Annotated in this window: 23 protein-coding genes; 15 read left to right on the forward strand and 8 right to left on the reverse strand. The window is 71.5% G+C overall.

The features are described 5' to 3' along the window. Positions 1–48: 48 nt before the first annotated feature. On the reverse strand, positions 49–1,341 hold the full coding sequence (locus tag ACGFI7_RS05510) for a DivIVA domain-containing protein (RefSeq protein WP_393399436.1): 1,293 nt from the start codon (positions 1,339–1,341) through the stop codon (positions 49–51). Positions 1,342–1,533: 192 nt separating this feature from the next. Beyond that, entirely contained in the window at positions 1,534–1,956 is a 423-nt protein-coding gene (gene mce / locus ACGFI7_RS05515) for a methylmalonyl-CoA epimerase (protein WP_393399439.1), read from the reverse strand. Positions 1,957–2,040: 84 nt separating this feature from the next. Here mce and ACGFI7_RS05520 point away from each other — a divergent pair, with 84 nt between their 5' ends. Next, positions 2,041–3,231, forward strand: a complete 1,191-nt coding sequence (locus tag ACGFI7_RS05520; RefSeq protein ID WP_393399442.1) for an acetyl-CoA C-acetyltransferase — start codon at positions 2,041–2,043, stop codon at positions 3,229–3,231. Between the two features lie 167 nt (positions 3,232–3,398). Here the strand turns inward: ACGFI7_RS05520 and ACGFI7_RS05525 are convergent, their stop codons facing one another. From ACGFI7_RS05525 to ACGFI7_RS05535, 3 genes are all read right to left on the reverse strand, one after another. After that, on the reverse strand, positions 3,399–3,551 hold the full coding sequence (locus ACGFI7_RS05525) for a hypothetical protein (protein ID WP_393399444.1): 153 nt from the start codon (positions 3,549–3,551) through the stop codon (positions 3,399–3,401). 121 nt (positions 3,552–3,672) lie between these two features. Beyond that, complete coding sequence (locus tag ACGFI7_RS05530; protein ID WP_393399446.1) at positions 3,673–4,344, reverse strand: DUF4230 domain-containing protein; 672 nt, start codon at positions 4,342–4,344, stop codon at positions 3,673–3,675. Positions 4,345–4,369: 25 nt separating this feature from the next. Beyond that, positions 4,370–5,749, reverse strand: a complete 1,380-nt coding sequence (locus ACGFI7_RS05535; protein WP_393399448.1) for a hypothetical protein — start codon at positions 5,747–5,749, stop codon at positions 4,370–4,372. A gap of 232 nt (positions 5,750–5,981) precedes the next feature. Here ACGFI7_RS05535 and ACGFI7_RS05540 point away from each other — a divergent pair, with 232 nt between their 5' ends. From ACGFI7_RS05540 to ACGFI7_RS05560, 5 genes are all read left to right on the forward strand, one after another. Further along, on the forward strand, positions 5,982–6,533 hold the full coding sequence (locus ACGFI7_RS05540; protein WP_393399451.1) for a MarR family winged helix-turn-helix transcriptional regulator: 552 nt from the start codon (positions 5,982–5,984) through the stop codon (positions 6,531–6,533). Beyond that, positions 6,517–7,449: a tetratricopeptide repeat protein gene (locus ACGFI7_RS05545; RefSeq protein ID WP_393399453.1), complete on the forward strand. Its 933-nt coding sequence runs from the start codon at positions 6,517–6,519 to the stop codon at positions 7,447–7,449. The genes ACGFI7_RS05540 and ACGFI7_RS05545 overlap by 17 nt, the downstream gene beginning before the upstream one ends. 9 nt (positions 7,450–7,458) lie before the next feature. Next, positions 7,459–8,088, forward strand: coding sequence for an AAA family ATPase (locus ACGFI7_RS05550; protein ID WP_393399455.1), 630 nt, complete (start codon positions 7,459–7,461; stop codon positions 8,086–8,088). 56 nt (positions 8,089–8,144) lie between these two features. After that, positions 8,145–9,554 carry an NAD-dependent malic enzyme gene (locus tag ACGFI7_RS05555; protein ID WP_393399457.1) on the forward strand — a complete coding sequence of 470 codons (1,410 nt, stop codon included), beginning with the start codon at positions 8,145–8,147 and terminating at the stop codon, positions 9,552–9,554. A 422-nt stretch (positions 9,555–9,976) separates the two neighbouring features. Beyond that, positions 9,977–10,591 carry a TetR/AcrR family transcriptional regulator gene (locus ACGFI7_RS05560; protein ID WP_393399459.1) on the forward strand — a complete coding sequence of 205 codons (615 nt, stop codon included), beginning with the start codon at positions 9,977–9,979 and terminating at the stop codon, positions 10,589–10,591. Between the two features lie 3 nt (positions 10,592–10,594). Here the strand turns inward: ACGFI7_RS05560 and ACGFI7_RS05565 are convergent, their stop codons facing one another. Continuing rightward, a complete protein-coding gene (locus ACGFI7_RS05565) occupies positions 10,595–11,104 on the reverse strand; it encodes a hypothetical protein (RefSeq protein WP_393399461.1) in 510 nt (169 codons plus the stop codon). A 121-nt stretch (positions 11,105–11,225) separates the two neighbouring features. On the opposite strand from ACGFI7_RS05565, the gene ACGFI7_RS05570 reads away from it, so the two are divergent. Next, positions 11,226–11,804, forward strand: a complete 579-nt coding sequence (locus tag ACGFI7_RS05570; protein ID WP_393399464.1) for a YqgE/AlgH family protein — start codon at positions 11,226–11,228, stop codon at positions 11,802–11,804. Here the strand turns inward: ACGFI7_RS05570 and ACGFI7_RS05575 are convergent. After that, the gene (locus ACGFI7_RS05575) at positions 11,801–12,409 is read right to left on the reverse strand and encodes a TetR/AcrR family transcriptional regulator (protein ID WP_393399468.1); all 609 of its coding nucleotides are present in this window, start codon (positions 12,407–12,409) and stop codon (positions 11,801–11,803) included. The genes ACGFI7_RS05570 and ACGFI7_RS05575 overlap by 4 nt on opposite strands. A 132-nt stretch (positions 12,410–12,541) precedes the next feature. On the opposite strand from ACGFI7_RS05575, the gene ACGFI7_RS05580 reads away from it, so the two are divergent. From ACGFI7_RS05580 to ACGFI7_RS05615, 8 genes are all read left to right on the forward strand, one after another. Beyond that, the gene (locus ACGFI7_RS05580; RefSeq protein ID WP_393399470.1) at positions 12,542–14,146 is read left to right on the forward strand and encodes a DHA2 family efflux MFS transporter permease subunit; all 1,605 of its coding nucleotides are present in this window, start codon (positions 12,542–12,544) and stop codon (positions 14,144–14,146) included. A gap of 88 nt (positions 14,147–14,234) precedes the next feature. Then, entirely contained in the window at positions 14,235–14,507 is a 273-nt protein-coding gene (locus ACGFI7_RS05585) for a DUF3039 domain-containing protein (protein WP_393399473.1), read from the forward strand. Between the two features lie 48 nt (positions 14,508–14,555). Next, positions 14,556–15,947: an MFS transporter gene (locus ACGFI7_RS05590; RefSeq protein ID WP_393399475.1), complete on the forward strand. Its 1,392-nt coding sequence runs from the start codon at positions 14,556–14,558 to the stop codon at positions 15,945–15,947. Between the two features lie 68 nt (positions 15,948–16,015). Further along, positions 16,016–16,651: a hypothetical protein gene (locus ACGFI7_RS05595; protein ID WP_393399477.1), complete on the forward strand. Its 636-nt coding sequence runs from the start codon at positions 16,016–16,018 to the stop codon at positions 16,649–16,651. A 124-nt stretch (positions 16,652–16,775) separates the two neighbouring features. Beyond that, complete coding sequence (locus ACGFI7_RS05600) at positions 16,776–18,524, forward strand: DEAD/DEAH box helicase (RefSeq protein WP_393399479.1); 1,749 nt, start codon at positions 16,776–16,778, stop codon at positions 18,522–18,524. Between the two features lie 164 nt (positions 18,525–18,688). Next, positions 18,689–19,051, forward strand: a complete 363-nt coding sequence (locus tag ACGFI7_RS05605) for an STAS domain-containing protein (RefSeq protein ID WP_393399481.1) — start codon at positions 18,689–18,691, stop codon at positions 19,049–19,051. Positions 19,052–19,111: 60 nt separating this feature from the next. Further along, positions 19,112–19,708, forward strand: coding sequence for an RNA polymerase sigma factor (locus ACGFI7_RS05610; protein ID WP_393399484.1), 597 nt, complete (start codon positions 19,112–19,114; stop codon positions 19,706–19,708). Further along, entirely contained in the window at positions 19,701–20,519 is an 819-nt protein-coding gene (locus tag ACGFI7_RS05615) for a hypothetical protein (protein ID WP_393399486.1), read from the forward strand. Before ACGFI7_RS05610 ends, ACGFI7_RS05615 begins: the two co-directional genes overlap by 8 nt. A 61-nt stretch (positions 20,520–20,580) precedes the next feature. On the opposite strand, the gene ACGFI7_RS05620 is transcribed toward ACGFI7_RS05615, so the two are convergent. Continuing rightward, positions 20,581–21,150 (reverse strand): nicotinamidase, encoded by a 570-nt coding sequence (locus tag ACGFI7_RS05620; protein ID WP_393399489.1) that lies wholly within the window; start codon positions 21,148–21,150, stop codon positions 20,581–20,583. Positions 21,151–21,155 lie beyond the last annotated feature (5 nt).

The raw sequence follows: 21,155 nt of genomic DNA on the forward strand, positions 1-21,155 counted from the left end.
ATGCGATGAATCCCCGTGTAGGTAGCCCGATCTCTCGGGGCGGCCGGCCTACTCCTGCCACCACTCGGCGTCGTCGTCGGCCTTGCTCTCGGCCTTGGCGGGCGCGGGAGTCGGGACCGGGGACGGGCGGTCGTCGACCGCGGCGGCGATGGCCGGCTTCGGCGGGGCCGCGGTGACGGCGGGCTCGGGGTCGAGGCCCGGAAGGGCGGCGCCGCCGAGCAGCTGACGCAGCTGCGCCAGGTGGCTGGTGATGCTGTCGCGCTGGCGGGTCAGCTCGTCGACCTGGCGCTGCATCGAGGTGCGGGTGCGCTCGGCTTCGTTCTTCGCCTCGGTGACGATGGTCTCGGCGCTGCTCTTGGCCTCCGAGACGATCTGCTCGGAGTTCTTGCGGGCGTTGGCGACCAGCTGCTTGGCGTGCAGGTCGGCCTCGCGGCGGGTCTGCTCGGCCTGCTGGGTCGCCTTGGTGGCCCGGGACTCGGCGGTGGCGGCGCGCTGCTCGGCCTCGGCCACCAGCTTCTGGGTCGCGGCCTGGGTGGCGGCGTGGCGCTCGGCCTCCTGGCGCTCCGCCTCCTCGCGCCGGGCGGCGAGCTGGATCTCGAACTCTGCCTCGTCCTGCGCCCGCTTCGCCTCGGACTCCTCCAGCACCCGCTGAGCCTGCGCGCGCATCTCGTCGGCCTGCCGCTTGGCGGTGGTCAGCACCTCGTCGCGCTCGCGCTTGGTCGAGGCGCGCAGCTGGGCCACCTCGCGCTCGGTGGTGGTGCGCAGCTTGGCGATCTCGCGCTCGGCGTCGGCGCGCTTCTCGGCGACCTCGTGGTCGGCGGTGGCGCGGAGCTTGGCCACCTCCCGCTCGGTGGTCGCGGTCAGCTCGTCGGCCTCGCGGCGGGCGGTCGAGCGGATCTCCTCGGCGTCGCGCTCGGCACTCGTGCGCATCTCTTCGCTCTCGCGCGTCGCCTGCGCCCGCTTCTCGGCCGCCTCGGCCTCCGCGGCGGCGCGCAGGTCGGCCGCCTCGACCTTGGCCGCGGCCTTGATCTCGTTGGCCTCGGACCTGGCCGCCTGGACCAGCTCGGTGGCCTGCTCCTCGGCCAGGCGCAGGAGCTGCTCGATGCGCGCGCCCAGACCGGAGTAAGTGGGCCGCTCCTGCTCCTGCAGCTGGCGCTGGGAGTCGGACAGCTCTCGCTGCAAGGAAGTGGCCTGCTCGCGAGCCTGGCGCAATTCGGCGTCGAGCTGCTTCAGGTGATCGTGGACCTGATGCCGGTCGTAACCTCGGAGCACCACGTCGAACTCGCGGGCCGGTGCGTCTTCGAAGAAATTGTTGAGCTGGGCGTCGATGTCGGACTGCATGGAGGCTCGATCCTGGGTTGTCGAGACGGCTACACGGGCCGGACGGGGGGTTCGGGGCATCCGAGCCTGGAGCCTGTGCCTCGCGGCAGGCTCCATGTCCGGTGGAAGGCCAGCGTACTCCGCCGATGCCGAGTACGAAGCCCCGTCCGGGTTTCTGCGTGACTAGTTACTAATGAACGTTTTTTGCGTTAGCTAGCTCTTGGCCGCTTGCACCAACTCGGTGAGCATTCCTCCCACGTCCTTGGGGTGCAGAAATGCGATCTGCGAGCCCATAGAGCCGTGCCGGGGGCGCTCGTCGAGGAGCCGCACACCCTTGTCGCCGATCTTAGTCATCGCCTCGGCGACATCCGGGACGCCGAACGCGACGTGGTGGACTCCCTCACCCTTCTTGGCGAGATATTTCCCCACCGGCGAATCGGGAGAGAGTGGCTCCAGCAGCTGGATGTAGGAGCCGCCGCCGTCGGCGTCGGCGATGCGCAGCATGGCCTCCTTCACACCCTGCTCCTCGTTGACCTCCCTGGCCACCACCTCAAGCTCGAAGAGCCCGGAGAAGAGCGCGATCTTCTCCTCGAGGTCGTGGCACGCGATGCCGATGTGGTCGATACGCATGAACATGTGTGGGCCACCTCCATAGCGAACACCCTGCTACCGCTAGGTATGGTGTCAAAGAGCTCCCCTCGTGTGCACAGGAGGCCCCGCATGTCTGGTTCCGTGATCGTCGCCGGAGCGCGTACGCCCATCGGCAAGTTGCTCGGCTCGCTGTCCGGCCTGAAAGCGGTCGACCTGGGCGGCATCGCGATCAAGGCCGCGCTGGAACGTGCCGGAGTGGCCCCCGAGGCCGTCGAGTACGTGATCATGGGTCAGGTGCTGCAGGCCGGCGCGGGTCAGCTTCCGGCCCGCCAGGCGGCGGTCAAGGCGGGCATCCCCATGACGGTCCCGTCCATCCTGATCAACAAGGTGTGCCTGTCGGGCCTGGACGCCATCGCCCTGGCCGACCAGCTGATCCGCGCGGGCGAGTTCGACATCGTGGTCGCGGGCGGCATGGAGTCGATGACCAACGCCCCGCACCTGCTGCCGGGTCTGCGCAAGGGCGTCAAGTACGGGAGCTCCGAAGTCGTCGACTCGATGGCCCACGACGGCCTGTTCTGCGCCTTCGACCAGTGCGCGATGGGCGAGTCGACCGAGCGCTACAACGCGCGGCTGGGCATCGGCCGCGAGGAGCAGGACGCGGTGTCGGCCCGCTCGCACCAGCTCGCCGCCGCGGCGGCGAAGAACGGCGCGTTCGAGTCGGAGATCGTGCCGGTCGAGATCCCGCAGCGCCGGGGTGAGCCGCTGGTGGTCAAGGACGACGAGGGCGTCCGCGGTGACACGACCGAGGAGACGCTGGCCAGGCTGCGGCCGGCGTTCGCGGCCGACGGCACCATCACGGCCGGTTCCGCGTCGCAGATCTCCGACGGCGCCTGCGCGGTCGTGGTCATGTCCAAGGCCAAGGCCGAGGAACTGGGCCTGGAGTGGCTGGCGGAGATCGGCCGTCACGGCAACGTCGCCGGCCCCGACTCCTCCCTCCAGTCGCAGCCGTCCAACGCCATCAAGCAGGCGCTGGCCAAGCAGAAGCTGACCCCGCAGGACCTGGACCTGGTGGAGATCAACGAGGCGTTCGCCAGCGTGGTGATCCAGTCGGTCAAGGAGCTGGGCGTGCCGATGGACATCGTCAACGTCAACGGCGGCGGCATCGCGCTCGGCCACCCGATCGGCGCGTCCGGCGCCCGCATCGTGCTCACGCTCGCCCACGAGCTGAAGCGGCGCGGCGGCGGCGTCGGCGCCGCCGGCCTGTGCGGCGGCGGCGGCCAGGGCGACGCCCTCATCATCACCGTGCCGAAGAGCTCCTAGTCACCGAGGAGCTCCCGGTCACCTAGGGAGCTCCTGGCTCCAGAAACGCCCGCGGCGCGCCCGCTCCCCGAACCCAGGGGGAGTGGGCGCGCCGCATGAGGTGTGTCGTCAAGGGGGGAGGTGCGCCCGGCCGCGAGGGAGGATGCGGCCGGGCGTTCGTGGACGGGTCATGCGGCACGCATCCGGGCGAAGATCGAGCGGTGCCGGCGCTCGGGCCTGGCCGCCCTGGCCGCCTCGCGGGCCCGCCGGTGCTCGGCGGCCTGCTGGCGAAGCTCGTGCGCCCGGTGCTGCATGACGGTGTATTCGAACTCGGCGTTCATGAGAGTGCTCCTCGTCGTCTCTTCCTTGCACTCTCAAGACTCGTCCTAAGGCCCGCCCCGGCACATCGGACGGATGCCCTATCTCCGGAGCTGAGTCGTCCTGAGTCCCCGCCTAAGGCCCCTAGGGTCTCGTACCGGACGTGACCGTGACCTTGGTGAAGCCCAGCGACTTGAGCATGCCCTCCAGCATGCTCCGGGTGTTGGCCTCGGCCCTGGCCCGCAGGTCGCTGGCGGCGGCCGCCTCGGCGATCTTGCGTTCGGCGAGCACGTACAGCTCCCGCTGGTCGGCGGGGGAGCCGGACAGGAAGTCCTCCACCCGGTCCAGCAGGCCGCGCTGCTGGGCGAAGACGTAGGAACGCTCGTTGTCGAGATTGGGCTTCTCCAACTGGGCGGGCGGGAGGGTGACGGTGACCGCGGTGCGGTCCTCCGACACCGTGATCGCGTCACCGGCCAGCCCGGAGAAGTCGACGTAGGCGTCCACGCCGCCCGCGCCGACGAAGAGGGTGCGGGAGCCCTTGACCGCGTCGGGCAGGAAGTTGGCGTCCTTCTCCAGGTCCACCACGACCTGGAAGCTGCCGGTCGCGGCCTCGAAGCGGCTCAGGTCCTTGATGGACTGGAGCAGCACCGGCTGACTGCGGTCGACGGTCTGCTCGCCCATGGGGTTGAGCCAGGACCAGACCAGCCGCCCGGCCACCACCAGCAGGACCGCCACGACCAGCAGCCCTACGAGATATCGCCACCTGCGGCGCCGGTGCGGAGTGACCGCGGGGGGCGCCGTCTGCGAAGTCGTCATGTCCCCTTGACTACCCCTGGTTGGATCACCTGTGCCAGCTATGAGGTGACATCTCCGGTCCCCAGTTCGGGGAGGGATGCCGGCTCGGGTCGGGATAGACGGGATAGACCTGCGGGGCGCTCTCCTGGTGCACCTGCGTGGCGACCGGGGTGGCGGCCTGCGGAGGCGTGCCCGCGGGGCCGCCGCCGAAGTGGGTGGCCGACAGCTTGCACGCCTGGAAGTCGCTGAAGAACATGCGCAGCCACTCGCGGCGCTGGTGCTCGTTCAGCCCTGAGAACCAGGCGGCGGCGTACTCGTGCTCCAGCAGCGGCCCGCCGGGCAGCGGCTCGCCGCGCAGCCAGGCCGTCACGATCTCCCGGTAGCCGTCGGCGGGGCTGCCGGGGCACCGGGCGGCCAGCGCGTCGACGTACTCGTGCGCGGCCGACTCGGCGAACCCCGCCGACAGGTCGGGCAGGTGGATCGGCGCCAGCCCGTGCGACGGCGTGAGCGGGGCGTCCAGCGGCCGCTGCTCCACCCGGGTGAACGCGGCCGGGGTCTCGGCCAGCCGGGAGGCGACCTCGGTGAAGGCGGCGCCCAGCTCGGTGAGACCGGCCCGCATGCCAGGGTGGACGCAGACCGTGATGGGCCACTCCTGGCAGCTGTAGGCGATCTCCTGGGCCGCCGCCGGCCGCGGCTCGCCGAGCACCCGCGCCACCCCCGTGACGGCCGCGAGCGTGGCCAGCAGCGCGAAGGCCAGCACCAGGGCCTGCCGGGTGACCAGCGCCGCCCAGCCCAGCAGCAGCGCGCCGGTGACACCGAGCAGCCAGATGATCTGGTTGACGAAGACGGCCCCGCTCAACCCCTGGAACAGGTCGTACGGCTCGCCCGTGCCGGGCGCCAGCCGGTCGGCCCAGCCGGCGCCGTCGGCGAGCCAGCTGAACAGCGCGTAGCAGGTCAGCCCCGCCAGCGGCGCGGTCGGCGCGTACGGCAGCACCCAGCCGGCCACCCACCCGATCACCGAGTAGAGCGCCAGCCCCGCCATGCCCATGCCCAGACCCGTGAGGCTGAGCCGGCCCGCCTGTTCGGTCAGCAGCGTCTTGACGGCCAGCACCAGCACGGTGGCGGCGAACGAGCCCAGCACCACCAGCACGATCGCCAGCGGCGCCTTCAGCGCCCGCCACGTCGTCAGCGGCCGGTCGCGCGCGGCCCGGCGCTTGCGCAGCGCCACCCAGGCGGCGAAGGCGGCGGCGACCGGCCCCGTCAGCCTCAGCGAGCCGATGACGGCCGCCACGATGTTCTCCCAGGCGTCCACGCCCGGAATCAGGACGCTCCACGCCGCGACCAGGCCGAGCGCCAGCAGCACGGCCACCGTGACGGCCGCGCCCTGTCTCAGCTCCTCGCGTGAAACGCCCCCGTGCTCACGCACGCGTCATCCCCATGACGTTCATCAAGCACCCCCCGTGCCCGTCGGCGACAGGTGGGAGCGGTAAGCCCGGCCGGGTCCCCACACGGCTGATGGACTTGGCCCCCCGTCACCATTCGATGCGAGAACCATAACTGAGCGTGATGAAGGACGCCCGGATTCTTGGTCAAGCGGGGAATGTGATTGCGCTCCGTAAGCAGACGAATCTGGACGAGGGGCGCGCTAACGTATCTGCGTGTCGCAGCCCAAGCCGCTCAACCTGCCGTTCGACCCGATCGACCGGGCCGCGGAGACCTGGCGCGTCCACTTCGGCGCCTCGTCCGCGATGGCCGCGGTCACCTCGATCATGAGAGCGCACCAGATCCTCCTGTCCCAGCTCGACTCGTTGCTGAAGCCGTACGACCTGACCTTCGCCCGCTACGAGGCCCTGGTGCTGCTGACCTTCAGCAAGACCGGGGCGCTGCCGCTGTGGAAGATCGGCGAGCGGCTGATGGTCCACCCGACCAGCGTCACCAACACCATCGACCGGCTGGAGCGATCCGGCCTGGTGCGCCGCATGCCCAACCCGCGCGACGGGCGCGGCGTGCTGGCGGAGATCACCCAGGCCGGGCGCGACGTCGTACGGCGCGCCACGGACGATCTCATGGCCGCCGAGTTCGGGCTGGAGATGTACGCCGAGAGCGAGCTTGGCCGGATGTTCGACCTGCTGCGCACGCTGCGGGTGGCGGCGGGTGACTTCTCGGCCCCCACGATGGGGCAAGATGAGGAGCATGGCGGACTTCTCTAGGCCCGGGTCGCTCTACGGAGCGGTGGATCTGGGCGCGCGCAAGCAGGCTTTCGAGGCGCAGGCCCGGCGGGAGGCCGGTGGTCCCCAGGCGGCCTCATCGGCCTCGGTCGTCGACGTGACCGAGGAGACGTTCACGACCGACGTCATCGACCGCTCGATGAGCGTCCCCGTCGTGCTCGACCTGTGGTCGCCCCGGGCGCCCGGCAGTGCCCAGCTGAGCCCGGTGCTGGAGAAGGTGGTCGGCGACCTGGGCGGCAAGGCCGTGCTCGCCAAGGTCAACGTCGACGCCAGCCCGCAGATCGCGCAGGCGCTGCGCGTGCAGGCCGTGCCGACCGTGCTCGCGATCTTCCAGGGGCAGGCCGTCACCGGTTTCCAGCAGGTGCTGCCCGAGCAGGAGGTGCGCCGCTGGCTCGACGAGCTGATGGCCGCCGTCGAGCAGTTCTACCAGGCCAACCCGGGCGCGCGGCCGCCGGCCGAGGGACCGGGCGAGCCGGAGGGCCCGCCCGCCGACCCCGACCTGGTCGCCGCCGAGCAGGCCATCGACCAGGGTGACCTCGACGCCGCCGAGGCGGCCTACGCGCGGCTGCTGGCCCGCGTGCCCGCCGACGAGGACGCCAAGATGGGCCTGGCCGGCGTCAAGCTGATCAAGCGGACCGCCGGCGCCGACCCGGCCGACGTGCAGCGCCGCCTTCAGGACCCCGCCGACATCGACGCGCACCTGCTCGCCGCCGACCTGGAGATGCTGTCGGGCTCCGTCGACCAGGCGTTCGAGCGCATCATCGGCGTGGTCAAGCGCACCTCGGGCGACGATCGCGACAAGGCCCGCGTCCACCTGCTGGGCCTGTTCGAGACCCTGCCCGCCGAGGATCCGTCCCTGGCGAAGGCGCGTAGAGCTTTGGCGAGCGCGCTGTTCTAACCTGAGAGTGTGCACGTCGTCACCCTTTCGGCGACCTACGGCACCTCCGGCCATGAGATCGGGCCCGCGGTCGCCGAGCGGTTGGGCGTGCCCTTCGTCGACCGGGCGATCGCCGGCGCCGTCGCCGAGGAGCTGGGGTGCTCCCTTGAGGAGGCGCTGGCCTACGACGACCGGGCCGAGAGCGGTCTCGGCTGGCTGCTGTCCGGGGCGATGCGGCTGCCGACGGTCACGTTCGGCGGCGTCGACATGTACGTCCCGGGCACGCTGCCGCACGCGCCCGAGGAGTTCGTCCGGCGCACCGAGCGGGTGCTCCGCGAGACCGCGCGCGCCCAGGGCGGAGTCTTCCTGGGCCGGGCGGGGGCGATCGTGCTCGCCGAGCTGCCCGGCGCCCTCCATGTGCGGCTCGACGCCCCGCTGGAGCGGCGGGTCCGGGAGGCGGCCAGGCTGCGCGGCACCACCGAGCGCGAGGCCCGCAAGGTCATCGACGACAACGACCGCGCCCGGTCCGCCTACGTCCGCCACTTCTACCGCGCGGACCCGGCCGATCCCCGCCACTATCACCTGCTGATTGACAGCACCGCGATCCCGGTCGCGGCATGCGTCGACATGATCGTCACGGCGGCCGAGGCGCTCGCTTGACCCGAACACCCCTAACATGGGAGCACTTCATGGTCAGGCGCGAAGGAGCGATTGACGTGGCGACCGTCCCGAGTGTGTCGTACTCCATCACCGTGCGGCTGGAGGTTCCGGCAGGCGGCAAGGCCGTCAGCCAGCTCACCCACGCCGTAGAGTCGGCCGGGGGGGTCGTGACCGCCCTCGACGTCACCAACGCCGGCCACGAGAAGCTCCGCATCGACGTCACCTGCGCCGCCCGCGACACCGACCACGCCCAGGCCATCGTCGACCAGCTCGAGGCCGTCGAGAGCGTGGTCATCCACAAGGTCTCCGACCGCACCTTCCTCATGCACCTCGGCGGCAAGATCGAGATGCAGTCGAAGGTGCCGCTGCGCAACCGTGACGAGCTCTCCATGGCCTACACGCCGGGCGTGGCGCGGGTGTCCATGGCGATCGCCCGCAACAAGGAAGACGCCCGCCGCCTGACCATCAAGCGCAACACCGTCGCCGTCGTCACCGACGGCTCGGCGGTGCTCGGGCTGGGCAACATCGGGCCGGAGGCGGCGCTGCCGGTGATGGAAGGCAAGGCGGCGCTGTTCAAGCGGTTCGCCGGCATCGACGCCTGGCCCATCTGCCTCGACACCCAGGACGTCGACGAGATCGTCCGGGCCGTCCAGCTCATCGCCCCCGGCTTCGGCGGCATCAACCTCGAAGACATCGGCGCGCCGCGCTGCTTCGAGGTGGAGCGGCGGCTGCGCGAGCTGCTCGACATCCCGGTCTTCCACGACGACCAGCACGGCACCGCCATCTGCGTGCTGGCCGCGCTGACCAACGCGCTGCGGGTGGTCGACAAGAAACTCGAGGACGTCCGCATCACGATGGCGGGCGCGGGTGCGGCGGGCAACGCCGTGCTGCGGCTGCTGATGGCGGCCGGCGCGCGCAACATGATCGTCTGCGACTACCGCGGCGCCGTCCACCGGGGCCGCGACGACCTCGACGACTCGCTGCGCTGGATCGCCGAGCACACCAACGCCGAGGGCTACTCCGGCGACCTGCGCGGCGCGGTGAAGGGCGCCGACGTCTTCGTGGGCGTGTCCGCCCCCGGCATCCTCAACGGCGCCGACATCGCCTCGATGGCGCCGGGCGCGGTGGTGTTCGCGCTGGCCAACCCTGAGCCCGAGGTCTCGCCCGACGACGCCCGCGAGCACTGCGCGGTGGTGGCCACCGGGCGCTCCGACTACCCCAACCAGATCAACAACGTGCTGGCGTTCCCCGGCGTCTTCCGCGGTCTGCTCGACGCGCAGGCCACCGTGGTCACCCAGGAGATGCTGCTGGCCGCCGCCGGCGCGCTCGCGGCCGTGGTGACGCCGGAGGAGCTGGGGCCCAACTACATCATCCCGAGCGTCTTCCACCCGGACGTGGCGGGCGCCGTGGCGGCGGCGGTCCGCGAGTCCGCGGGCGGCCGCGCCCGCGGCTTCACCGAGGCCTGACGGGCGGCCGGGTCCGCCCGGCCCGACGCCCGGCGTGACCGCGTGCACCGGGCCCCTCGACGGGCTCCACGGACGGGTCCCGATGGGTCCGGATGGGCGCACCGCGGGGGTCCTCGACGGGTCCACGGCGATTCGTGGGTGGGTTCACGGTGGTTCCTCGGCGGGTTCCCGACAGACCCACCCCGCTGGTCCCGACGGAGCAACGACGGGATCCTCGGCGCGTCTACAGCAGGTCCTCTCACGGGTTCCCGGTGGTGCAGGGCGGGTGGGCGAGGCGTCTGCAGCGGGTCCCCGACGGGTCCGCAGGGGGTCCACGGCGGTGCTCGGACACGTCCCTCCTGCTCGCCGGGTTTGGAGCGTTCTTAGAATGCGGTCACACCTCCGCCCGTGACCGTGGCGACGGAGAACGTAAGGGAGACCAGATGGAGGCAGGGCCCCGCTTAGCGGGAACGGTCCGTCCTGGCGGCCGTACGGCGAAGGTCCGTACGGCGGTGCTCCAGGCCACGCAGGACGAGCTGGTCGAACGGGGCTTCCACCGGCTGACCATGGACCAGGTGGCCAGCCGGGCGGGCATCGGCAAGACGACCATCTACCGGCGCTGGGGCACCCGCGCCCGCCTGGTCACCGACCTGATGCGGGAGCTGGCGGCGCGGTCCTTCCCGCCGCCGGGCACGGGTTCGGTCGAGGACGTGCTCATGGCGAACGCCCGGTCCGTGCTGGCGGCGATCACCGACCCGTACTTCGGGGCCACGCTCCAGGCCGTCATCGCCGCGGCGACCTCCGACGAGGAGGCGGCGGGCGCGCTGCACGCCTTCTACGACCGGCGCATCGCCGAGTGGGCCAAGGTGGTGGAGGCCGCGGTCGAGGGTGGCGAGCTGCCGCCGGGCACCGACGGGGCCGAGCTCATCCGTGCCGTCTCCGCGCCGCTCTACTACCACCTGATGATCCTCCGGCAGCCGGTGGACGAGGCGATGGCCGCCCGATCGGTCGCCCGCGCGCTGATCGCCGCCAGGGCGGGCGCGTTCGTGGCCGTCTGACGCTCAGCGCTCGAACGGGGAGCGGGAACGCGGCCAGATCGACCCGTACCACCACACGACCCCGCCGGTGAGGACGAGCCCGCCCGCCGTCGCGAGCTTGGCGATCAGGTCGAGGGGCGGGCCGGTCATCGGCAGCCGGCGGCCCCACGGGCAGTCGTTGCGCGCCCGGCTGGAGTCGATCAGGGTGTCGGGCCCCGACCCGCTCACCGAGTAAGCCTCGATCTCCACGGTGCTGCCGCGGCGCACCTTCACCGTACGGGTGACCGCCTTCCTGGCCGGGATGGAGCCGGAGGACACGGTCGCGGAGTCGGCGCGCAGGTCGAAGCGGGTGAGCTGGCGGGTCTGGTTGCGCAGGGTGACCCGTACGGTGTTGGTCCGGCAGCCGATCCGGTCCACCGACATCGTGAACGGGTCGCCGGAGTCGTGGTGGGGCCATGCCCACGCGGCCGCCGGCAGGGCGAGGGCCGCGCCGGCGGGCAGTGCGGCGAGGGCGAGGCGGGCGCGCATGCGCATGGCTGCTCCAGCACTTCGGAACGTAGCGATTATTCGTCCGCATCGTGCCCGAATCACTACGTTCCGTAACATCCGGCGGCTACAGGCGCGAGAACACTGGTTCCTCCTTCATGATGGAGGTATGGCGGAAGCGATCTACGTCGGCGGGTTGTTGGTGGCGACGCCGCTTCTCGACGACCCCAACTTCCGGCGTAGCGTCGTGCTCATCCTCGAACACGACCACGACGGCGGCACGCTCGGCGTGGTTCTCAACCGGCCGAGCGAGATCTCGGTGACCCAGGTGCTGCCGGTGTGGGACCCTCTGGTGACCGGGCCGCCGGTGCTCTTCGAGGGCGGGCCGGTGCAGACCGACAGCGCGCTCGCGCTGGCCGCCGTGCCGAGCGGGGCGGAGCCGCTGGGCTGGCGCAGGCTCCACGCGGGCACCGCGGCCGTGTCCCGGCTGGGCACCGTCGACCTGGACGCGCCGCCCGAGATCCTCCAGGACCAGATCGCGCAGATGCGCATCTTCGCCGGCTACGCGGGCTGGACCACGGGCCAGCTGGAGAGCGAGATCGCCGAGGGCGCCTGGTACGTCGTCGACTCCGAGGCGGGTGACACCTTCCACGCCGATCCCGGCTCGCTCTGGCGGCACGTGCTGCGGCGGCAGAGGGGTGAGCTGGCGTTCGTGGCGACCTGCCCGGACGACCCGACGATGAACTAGGCGTCCCAGCCGGGGCGCAGCGAGCGCTCCACGAACTGGAGCGTCTCCTCCATGCGCCGGACGATCTGCTGCAGGTCGGGCGGGTCGGAGGGGCAGGAGAAGCCGACCCGCATGGCGGCCATCACGAAGGTGACGACGAGGTGGGGGACCGGGCTCTCGCCCGGGTCCATGCCGCCGCGGGCGGCGATGGTCTCGACCAGGTGACGCTCGGTCTCGATGGCCCGGGCGAAGGTGCTGTTCGCCAGGTGGGGGTTGGCGTCGAGAAGCTGTCGCACCTTGAGGAATCGCTCGGTGTCCTCCTGCGTTGAGGACTCCAGGGTGCGCAGGAGCGCGCGCAGGGCGTGGGTCATGGAGGCGAACGGCGGCTCGTCCGCCGGCCGTTCGGCGAGAGCCTCCAGCATGGTCTCCTCGGCCTGGTCGTGGAACCAGAACACCAGGTGGTCCTTGCCGGTGAAGTAGCGGAAGAAGGTGCGTGGGGAGACGTCGACCGCCCCTGCTATCTGGTCGACCGTCGTCGAGTCGTACCCCTGCTCGAGGAAGAGGCCGAGCGCGGCGTCCAGGAGAGCGAGCCGCGTCTTCTCCTTCTTGCGCTCCCGCAGACCCATGCCTGTTACCCCTTCGCCATCCACATGTCACAGTCTGCCATATGTCAGCTGTAGGCGAATCGAATTGGTTTGTCATCTGACAGTCTCTGCCACTAATGTGCCTGAGGCTTAAGAGACTATTGAGGGGGATTCATGGCAGATGCGAAGACGGTGGCCGCGCCGTCGTCGCCGCCGGGCGGGACCGGGGCTCGCGGCAATCCGTGGCTGGTGCTGCTGGCAGTGAGCCTCGGCGTCATCATGGTGATGCTCGACGGCACAGTGGTCGGCATCGCCAATCCGGTCATTCAGGCCGACCTGGGCGCGACCCTGGCCGAGCTGCAGTGGGTGACCAGCGGCTACCTGCTGGCCCTCGCGGTGTTCCTGATCACCGCGGGCAAGCTGGGCGACCTGTTCGGGCACAAGCGCGTCTTCCTCATCGGCGTCGGCGGCTTCGCCGTCACGTCGGTGGGCATCGGCTTCAGCGCGGAGCTGGCCGACATCATCCCCGGCGTCGAGCCGGCCACCGCCCTGATCGGCCTGCGCGTGCTGCAGGGCCTGTTCGGCGCGCTGCTCCAGCCTGCCGCGCTGGCGCTGCTGCGCGAGGCCTTCCCCGGTGACAAGCTCAAGCAGGCGATGGGCGCGTGGGGTGCGATCATCGGCCTGTCCAGCGCCGCCGGCCCGATCGTGGGCGGCGTGCTCGTGGAGAACGTGAGCTGGGAGTCGGTCTTCTTCATCAACGCCCCGGTGGGCATCCTCGCCCTCGTGCTCGGCGCGCTGCTCATCAAGAAGAGCCCGATCAAGGTGATGAACAAGATCGACTGGGGCGGCGTCGTGCTGCTGTCCGGCGCCATGTTCGCGCTGGTCTGGTCGATCATCAAGGCGCCCGAGTGGGGCTGGACCGACTCCACCACGCTCATCTTCCTGGGCGCGTTCGTGGTGCTCACCGGCGCCTTCGTCTTCTGGCAGAGCCTGGCCAAGCAGCCGCTGGTGCCGCTGTCGCTGTTCGCCAACCGGTCGATCTCCATCGGCACCCTGCTGATGATGATGGTCGCTTTCGCGATGTTCGGCGCCATGTTCTTCCTGGGCTTCTTCTTCCAGGGCACGCACGGGCTGACCCCGCTGGAGGCGGGCATCCGGATGCTGCCCATGAGCGCCGGCATGATCGTCGCCTCGCCGCTGGCGGGCGTCCTGCTCGGCAAGCTGGGGCCGCGCCTCACCATGTCGGCGGGCCTGGTGGTGACCGCGGGCGCCATGTTCCTGATGTCCCAGCTGACCATCGACGCCTCGTTCCTGCAGACCTCGATCCCGTTCGTGGTGCTGGCGTTCGGCATGTCGCCGGTCTTCGTGGGCGCCACCGAGATCATCGTCGGCAACGCCCCCGAGGGGCTCACCGGTGTGGCCGGCGGCCTGCAGCAGTCGGCCATGCAGGTCGGCGGCGCGCTCGGCACCGCCATCCTGGGCGCCGTCATGGCCGGCCAGATCTCCGCCAAGCTGCCCGGCTACCTCGGCCCGGCGGCTCAGACGATCCCGGCCGACCAGATGGCGCAGCTGGAGGCGGCGGCCTCGTTCGGCGGGCTCCCCGCCGGCACCCCTGAGCAGATCGCCCAGGTGGTGGGCCCGGCCGTCAAGAGCGCCTTCATGGACGGCATGCACACGGCCTTCCTGGTGAGCACCTGCATCGCCCTGGTGACGGCGGTGCTGGCCCTGTTCGTCAAGGCCGGCCGCAAGACGGCCGACGCCCCCGTGCACGTCGGCTGAGTCAGCAGCAGTACGGCCCCCGTCCGGCACCGGGCGGGGGCCGCACCGTTCTTCTGGGGCGCACCTCGGCGGGCATAGACTCGGTGAGGTGAGCACGAAGATCCTTCCAGAGCAAGAAACCCGTCCGAAGACGTCACACGGCGACGGTGACCACGAACGGTTCGCCCACTACGCCGACAAGCACAAGATCACCGAGTCGATGGTGACGGGCACGCCGATCCGCGCCCTGTGCGGCAAGGTGTGGGTGCCCAGCCGCGACCCGAAGAAGTACCCCGTCTGCCCGGAGTGCAAGGAGATCTACGAGGGTCTCCCGTCCGGCGGCGGCGAGGGCGACGGCAAAGGCGGCGGGAAGGGCGAGTAATCGCCGCCCGGCACCTGTCCTGCGGCGACGCTTGCATACGATGTCCGGGTGACAGCACCGAAAGCACTCGACGCACCTCACGATGCCCCGCGCATCTTCGGCCCGGCATACCGCACGGCGACCTTCGGCATCCTGCTGGTCGTCACGCTGGTCGCCTTCGAGGGCATGTCGGTCAGTGTCATCATGCCGCAGGTCTCCAAGGACCTGAGGGCCCTGGACCTCTACGGGGTCAGCTTCTCCGCCTTCTTCATCGCCAGCCTCTTCGCCAACGTCGTCGCGGGCCTGTGGGCCGACCGGCGCGGCTACGCGCTGCCGTTCCTCGTCGGCCTGGGGCTGTTCGTGGCCGGCATGGCGCTGGCCGGTTCGGCGACCGGCAAGGAGATGTTCCTCGTGGCGCGGGCCGTGCAGGGGCTGGGCGCCGGTCCGACGGTCGTGGCGCTCTACGTCATGATCGCCCGGGTCTACCCGCAGGACGTGCGGCCCCGGGTGTTCGCGGCACTGTCGGCCGCGTGGGTGCTGCCGTCGATGATCGGCCCGTCCGTGGCGGGGTTCGTCGCGCAGTTCGACTGGCGCTGGGTGTTCTACGGCATCATCCCGCTGGTCGTGCCCGCCCTGCTCATGCTCGCGCCCTCGCTCAAGCGGCCGGTCGGCGACCACGAGCCCGCCACCGGCCCGCGCTCGCGCCCGACAGCCATGACGGTGGCCGCCACCGCGACCGCCGTCGGCAGCGGCGTGCTGCTGTACGGGGTCGAGATGCTGGACGAGACGCCGCTGGTCAGCGCCCTGTGGTGCGTGCTCGGGCTGGGGGCTCTCGGATACGGTCTGGCCAAGCTGCTGCCGACGGCCGCGCTCCGGTTCGGCCGGGGGCTGCCCACGACCGTCATGATGCGCGGGCTGTTCTCCGCCGCGTTCTTCGGGGTCAACGGCTTCATCCCGCTCGCCCTGACCGACGTCAAGGGGTTCTCCGTCACCGCGGCGGGCATCGCGCTGACCACCGGGGCGCTCGGCTGGTCGACCGGCTCGTACCTGCAGAGCAGGCGCGTGATCGAGCCGCACCGCAGGATCAGGACGGGCGCGGCGTGCGTGACCGCCGGCATCCTGCTCGCCGTCGTGGCGGTCGTGCCGGGGGTCACCGGCTGGGTCGCGGTGCCGGCCTGGATCGTCGCCGGGTTCGGCATGGGGCTGGCGATGGCCACCATCAACGTGACCGCGCTCCGGCAGTCGCCGGTCAACGAGCAGGGCGCCAACAGCGCCGCGCTGTCGGTGACCGACATGCTCGGCGCGGCGCTCGCGCTCGGCGTCGGCGGCGCGCTGTCGAACCTCATCGGTCACGCCCCCGACCAGATCGCGGTGGGGTTCGCGGTGATCTGCGGGCTGATGGCGCTGATCGGGCTCGCGACCGTCTTCCTCGCGGCCCGGGTGGCCGACCCGGCAACCTGATCCGTCCCTCCTGTCACACCGGCCACGGATCGCCGGACCCGCGGCGTCCGCGATGGTAGGACAGCGGCATGGAGCCCGACGACCGCGTCCGGACGCGCTGGGACGCGCTGCCGCCGTCCGCGCGCATGTACGGCACCCCCGCCAGTCCTGGCCGCCGGCTGCCGGGGCGCGCCCTGAGACGGGCGGCCTGGCCGGTGCTGGCGGTGGCGGTCGCGGCGGGACTGGTGGCGGCGCTCGCCTTCGCGGTGCCGCGCCTGCTGCCGACCGGCGGCGGCATCACGCCGCTCACCGACACGCTGGCCGGGGTGCGGCTGGAGTTGCCGCCCGGCTGGGAGGACGGCAAGGTGGCGCCGGTCACCGGGTTCACCGGCGTCGCCAGGAACCAGGGCGGCGGCGTGATCATGACCCGGCCGCTGCCGGGCCCGATCGCCGACCCGGGCAAGAGCGTCAAGGACGCCGTCGCCCATTACGCGGGGCTCCTGCTGCAGGGGGACCGGGTGCAGGTGGTCGACGACCGCCCGGTCGCCCGGGGCCACACCAGGGCGGTGCGCGCCCAGTACGACGACGTGGTGAACCGGCCCGCGTACCTGCGTGTGACCCTTGTCACCCACGGCGGGGGAGCGGCGCTCGTCCTCGGGCTGCTGCACCCCGAGGAGAAGACCGCCAGGCAGGCGCTGGACGCGGTCATGGCGAGTGCCGGGTGAGACCGATAGCACGCATGGGGCCGTTTGGCCAGAATCGACGGTGCACGGCACGTCTTGTCAGTGGGCCGGTTTACTCTTGGGACACTGTGAGAGAGCGAAGCACACGAACCCCAGAGGTGATGCGGTGAGCACCTTCGCCGCATCCCACCTGTCGCCTTCCTATCCCGACCGCGCCGCGTGGGGCACCGCGCCCAAACTGCGCGCCTGGCAGCAGGAGGCGCTGGACCTCTACTTCCGGCGAGAGCCGCGTGACTTCCTCACCGTGGCGACGCCGGGCGCCGGCAAGACGACCTTCGCCCTGCGCATCGCCAGCGAGCTGCTGTCGCGCGGGCTGATCCGGTCGATCACCATCGTCACCCCGACGGAGCACCTCAAGCGCCAGTGGGCCGACGCCGCCGGCAAGGTCGGCATCAGCATCGACCCCGAGTTCAAGAACAGCCAGGGCGCCACCAGCCGCGACTACACCGGGGTCGCCGTGACCTACGCCCAGGTCGCCATGCACCCCGCTCTCCACCGCGCCCGCACCGAGGCACGCAAGACGCTGGTCATCTTCGACGAGATCCACCACGCGGGCGACGCCAAGTCCTGGGGCGACGGCGTGCGCGAGGCGTTCGAGCCGGCCGCCCGGCGGCTGCAGCTCACCGGCACCCCGTTCCGCTCCGACGACAACCCGATCCCGTTCGTCACGTACGAGGAAGACGCCGAGGGCCTCAAGCGCAGCCGCGCCGACTACTCCTACGGCTACGGCCCCGCGCTCGCCGACAACGTCGTGCGGCCGGTCATCTTCCTCGCCTACTCCGGCGAGATGAGGTGGCGCACCCGCGCCGGCGACGAGCTGGCCGCGACCCTCGGCACCCCGCTCACCAAGGACCAGCTCTCCCAGGCCTGGCGGGCCGCGCTCGACCCGAAGGGCGACTGGATCCGCCAGGTCATGCAGGCCGCCGACCGCCGGCTGACCGAGGTCCGCCGGCACGTCCCCGACGCGGGCGGCCTGGTGATCGCCACCGACCACGAGACGGCCCGCGCCTACGCCCGCCACCTGCGCGCCATCGCCGGTGAGGGGGCCACCGTGGTGCTCTCCGACGACCCCGGCGCGTCCAAGAAGATCAAGCAGTTCGCCGCGTCCGGCGACCGCTGGCTGGTCGCGGTCCGCATGGTCTCCGAAGGCGTCGACATCCCCCGGCTGTGCGTGGGCGTCTACGCCACCTCGACCTCCACCCCGCTGTTCTTCGCCCAGGCCGTGGGCCGCTTCGTGCGCGCCCGCAAGCGCGGCGAGACCGCCTCGGTGTTCCTGCCCTCGGTGCCCACCCTCATGGGGCTGGCCAACGAGATGGAGACCGAGCGCGACCACGTGCTCAACCGCCGCCCGCCCGAGGAGGGCCTCGACGACAGCCTCCTGGAGGACGCCAACCGCAAGAAGGACACCCCCGACGTCCTGGGCGACGAGCTCCCGTTCGAGACCATGGAGACCTCGGCGACCTTCGACCGGGTGCTCTTCGACGGCGGCGAGTTCGGCACCGGCGCCGAGGTCGGTTCCGCCGAGGAGGAGGACTTCCTCGGCCTGCCCGGCCTGCTGGAGCCCGACCAGGTGGCCACGCTGCTCCGCAAGCGCCAGTCCGACCAGCAGGCGGCCAAGCGCAAGCAGCCCGCCGAGCCGCAAGACACCCTGGCCCCGCACGAGCGCATCGCCGAGCTGCGGCGCGAGCTCAACGGCCTGGTCGGCGCCTGGAACCACCGCACCGGCCAGCCGCACGGCGTGATCCACGCGGAGCTGCGCCGGGCCTGCGGCGGGCCGCCGATCGCGCAGGCGACCGCCGAGCAGATCCAGGAGCGCATCGACCTCATCCGGCGCTGGGCCACCCAGCGCAAGTAAGGCGGCTTTCGGATCGGTGCCACCGGAGATCGTGATGCTCCGTAACCCTATGCGTTTGGCAACAGAGCAGTAGCCTTCCGTTAGAAGGGCGGCCGAATCGGCAACACTTCCCGATGGGCTGCCTTACGGAGATCCAGAGGGACGTGCTCATGTCGCCTGAGGCCATGGGAAGATCGATGCTGGTCGTCTCGTCCGGCCTCTTCGCCAACACGGTCGTCATCCGGCTGAGCGGCGAGATCGACGCGTACGGGCTGGCGCCGCTCCGCGATCACCTGACGCGCGTGTGGGAGCTGTCGCCCACGCCTTACCTGATCCTCGACATGCACGACGTCGGCTTCTGCGACTCGATGGGCATGAACGAGCTCCTCGACATCATGCACCGGTGCGAGGAACGCGAGACCCGGCTGCTGCTGGGCGGCGTGCAGGGCGTGATGTCCCGTGTGCTGTCCATCACCGGGCTGCGCAACGCCTTCGAGGTCTTCGACACCCTGGACGAGGCGTTGCGCCACGCCACCCTGCGATCCTGAGAACCCATTCCCGTCCATCGGGTGAAAAGGGATGACACATCCGATGGAAAGGGGGCGAGTTTGATCACGGACACAGCACGCGTGTCCACGGACGCCGAGGTGATCGAGCAGTCCTGGCAGGATCCGGCCGCGTTCTCGACGTTGTTCGACCGGCACGCTCTCGCCTTGCACCGCTACGTCACCCGGCGGCTGGGAGACTCGCTCGCCGACGACATCGTCGCGGAGGCGTTCCTGGCCGCCTTCCGGCGGCGTGACCGTTACGACGTGCGGCACACCGACGCCCGTCCTTGGTTGTACGGGATCGCCGCCAACCTCATCGGCAAGCACCACCGTACCGAGAGCAGGTCCTACCAGGCGCTGGCCAGGACCGGCGTGGACGACGTGGTGGAGAGCTACGCCGACCGGGTGGACGCCCGGGTGTCCGCGTCGGCGGCGCAGCGCGACCTCGCCCGGGCCCTGGCCGAGCTGTCCCCCGACGAGCGTGACGTGCTGCTGATGACCGCGTGGGCCGACCTCAGCTACGAGGAGGTGGCCCAGGCGCTCGAGATCCCGGTGGGGACCGTCAGGTCCCGGCTGCACCGGGCCAGGAAGAAGACCCGCGCCGCCCTGGGCGGGATGGATCCGACCGACATCGACGAGGAGACTCACCATGGATGACCTGCAGTTGCTTCAGCAGATGCGCGCCGACGCGCCGGCCCCGGACGAGCGCCGGCTGGCCGAGATGCGCGCCGCGCTCAGCGAGGAGATCACGGTGCTCGGCCTGACCGCCGGCGCCCCGCCCCGTGAGGCACTCGCCGCGGGCGCGCTCGCCACCCAGGGCGCCACCCGGGGCACCGCCGCCCGGAGGGTGCCGCGGCTGGTCAAGCTGGGCGCCGCGCTGTCGGGGGTCGCGGCGGCCGCCCTGGTGGCGCTCGTGGTCAACGGCGGGGCGGCCCCGGCGTTCGCCGTCACCTCACAGGCCGACGGCTCGGTCAAGGTGTCCATCTCCGAGTTCCGCGACCCGGCGGACCTGGAGGCGGCACTGGCCGACAAGGGCGTCAACGCCGCGGTCGACTACCTGCCGGAGGGCCAGACCTGCCAGGGGCGGCGGGGCGAGCCCGCCGAGTCCGCGGGCAGGATGGAGTCCAGCATGCGGGCCGAGGACGGCGGCGTGGTCTTCACCATCACCAAGGGCGCCGTCGGCAGCGGCGAGACGCTGATCCTGGCCGTCTCCGGCGGCGGGTCCGGCAAGGCGCCCTCCGCCATGCAGCTCTCGATCGTCAAGGGCGAGGTGGCGGAGTGCGTGCCGGTCGCGCTGCCCGACCCCCGCGGGCCCGGCGAGCGCGAGGACGGCGTCAAGGTCAACGAGCGCTTCGAGCAGGGCGACCCGAAGGGCGGGACGGATCACGCGCCCCGGAAGGACACCGGCGGCTTCGACGAGCGCACGGACGACGACGGCTCGAAGAGCCTCGACGACAGCGGCTCCTGACGCCGCACCCTCACCCGGCGGTCCCGTCCCGGGCCGCCGGGTCCTTCACGCCCGCCGTGACCTAGCGGACGATCGCGGCGCCGTGGAGGGTGGCGCCGGCGGCGTCGAGCTCGGCCACGGCGGCGTCCGTCGTCTGCCGGGACACCCCGGCCGTGAGGTCGAGGAGGACGCGGACCGCGAGACCGTGCTTGACGGCGTCGAGCGCGGTGGCGCGGACGCAGTGGTCGGTGGCGATGCCGACGACGTCGACCTCGCGCACGCCGCGCTCCCGCAGCCACTCGGCCAGCGGCACCCCGTCACCCGAGGCGCCCTCGAAGCCGCTGTAGGCCGCCTCGCGGGCGCCCTTGCTGAAGACCTCCTCCACCGACGACACGTCGAACGCCGGATGGAAGTCGGCGCCGGGCGTGCCGGCGACGCAGTGGGCGGGCCAGGAGGTGACGAAGTCGGGCTCGTCGGCGAAGTGGGCCCCCGGGTCGACATGGTGGTCGCGGGTGGCCACCACGTGGTCGTAGCCGTGGTCGGCCACGTGCCGCGTGATCGCGGCCGCGACCTCGGAGCCGCCCGCCACGGGGAGGCTGCCTCCCTCGCAGAAGTCGTTCTGCACATCGACGATGATCAGCGCCGTACCCATAGGGG

Origin of the sequence: Nonomuraea sp. NPDC048826 (assembly GCF_043198225.1) — a bacterium.
Taxonomy (GTDB): domain Bacteria; phylum Actinomycetota; class Actinomycetes; order Streptosporangiales; family Streptosporangiaceae; genus Nonomuraea.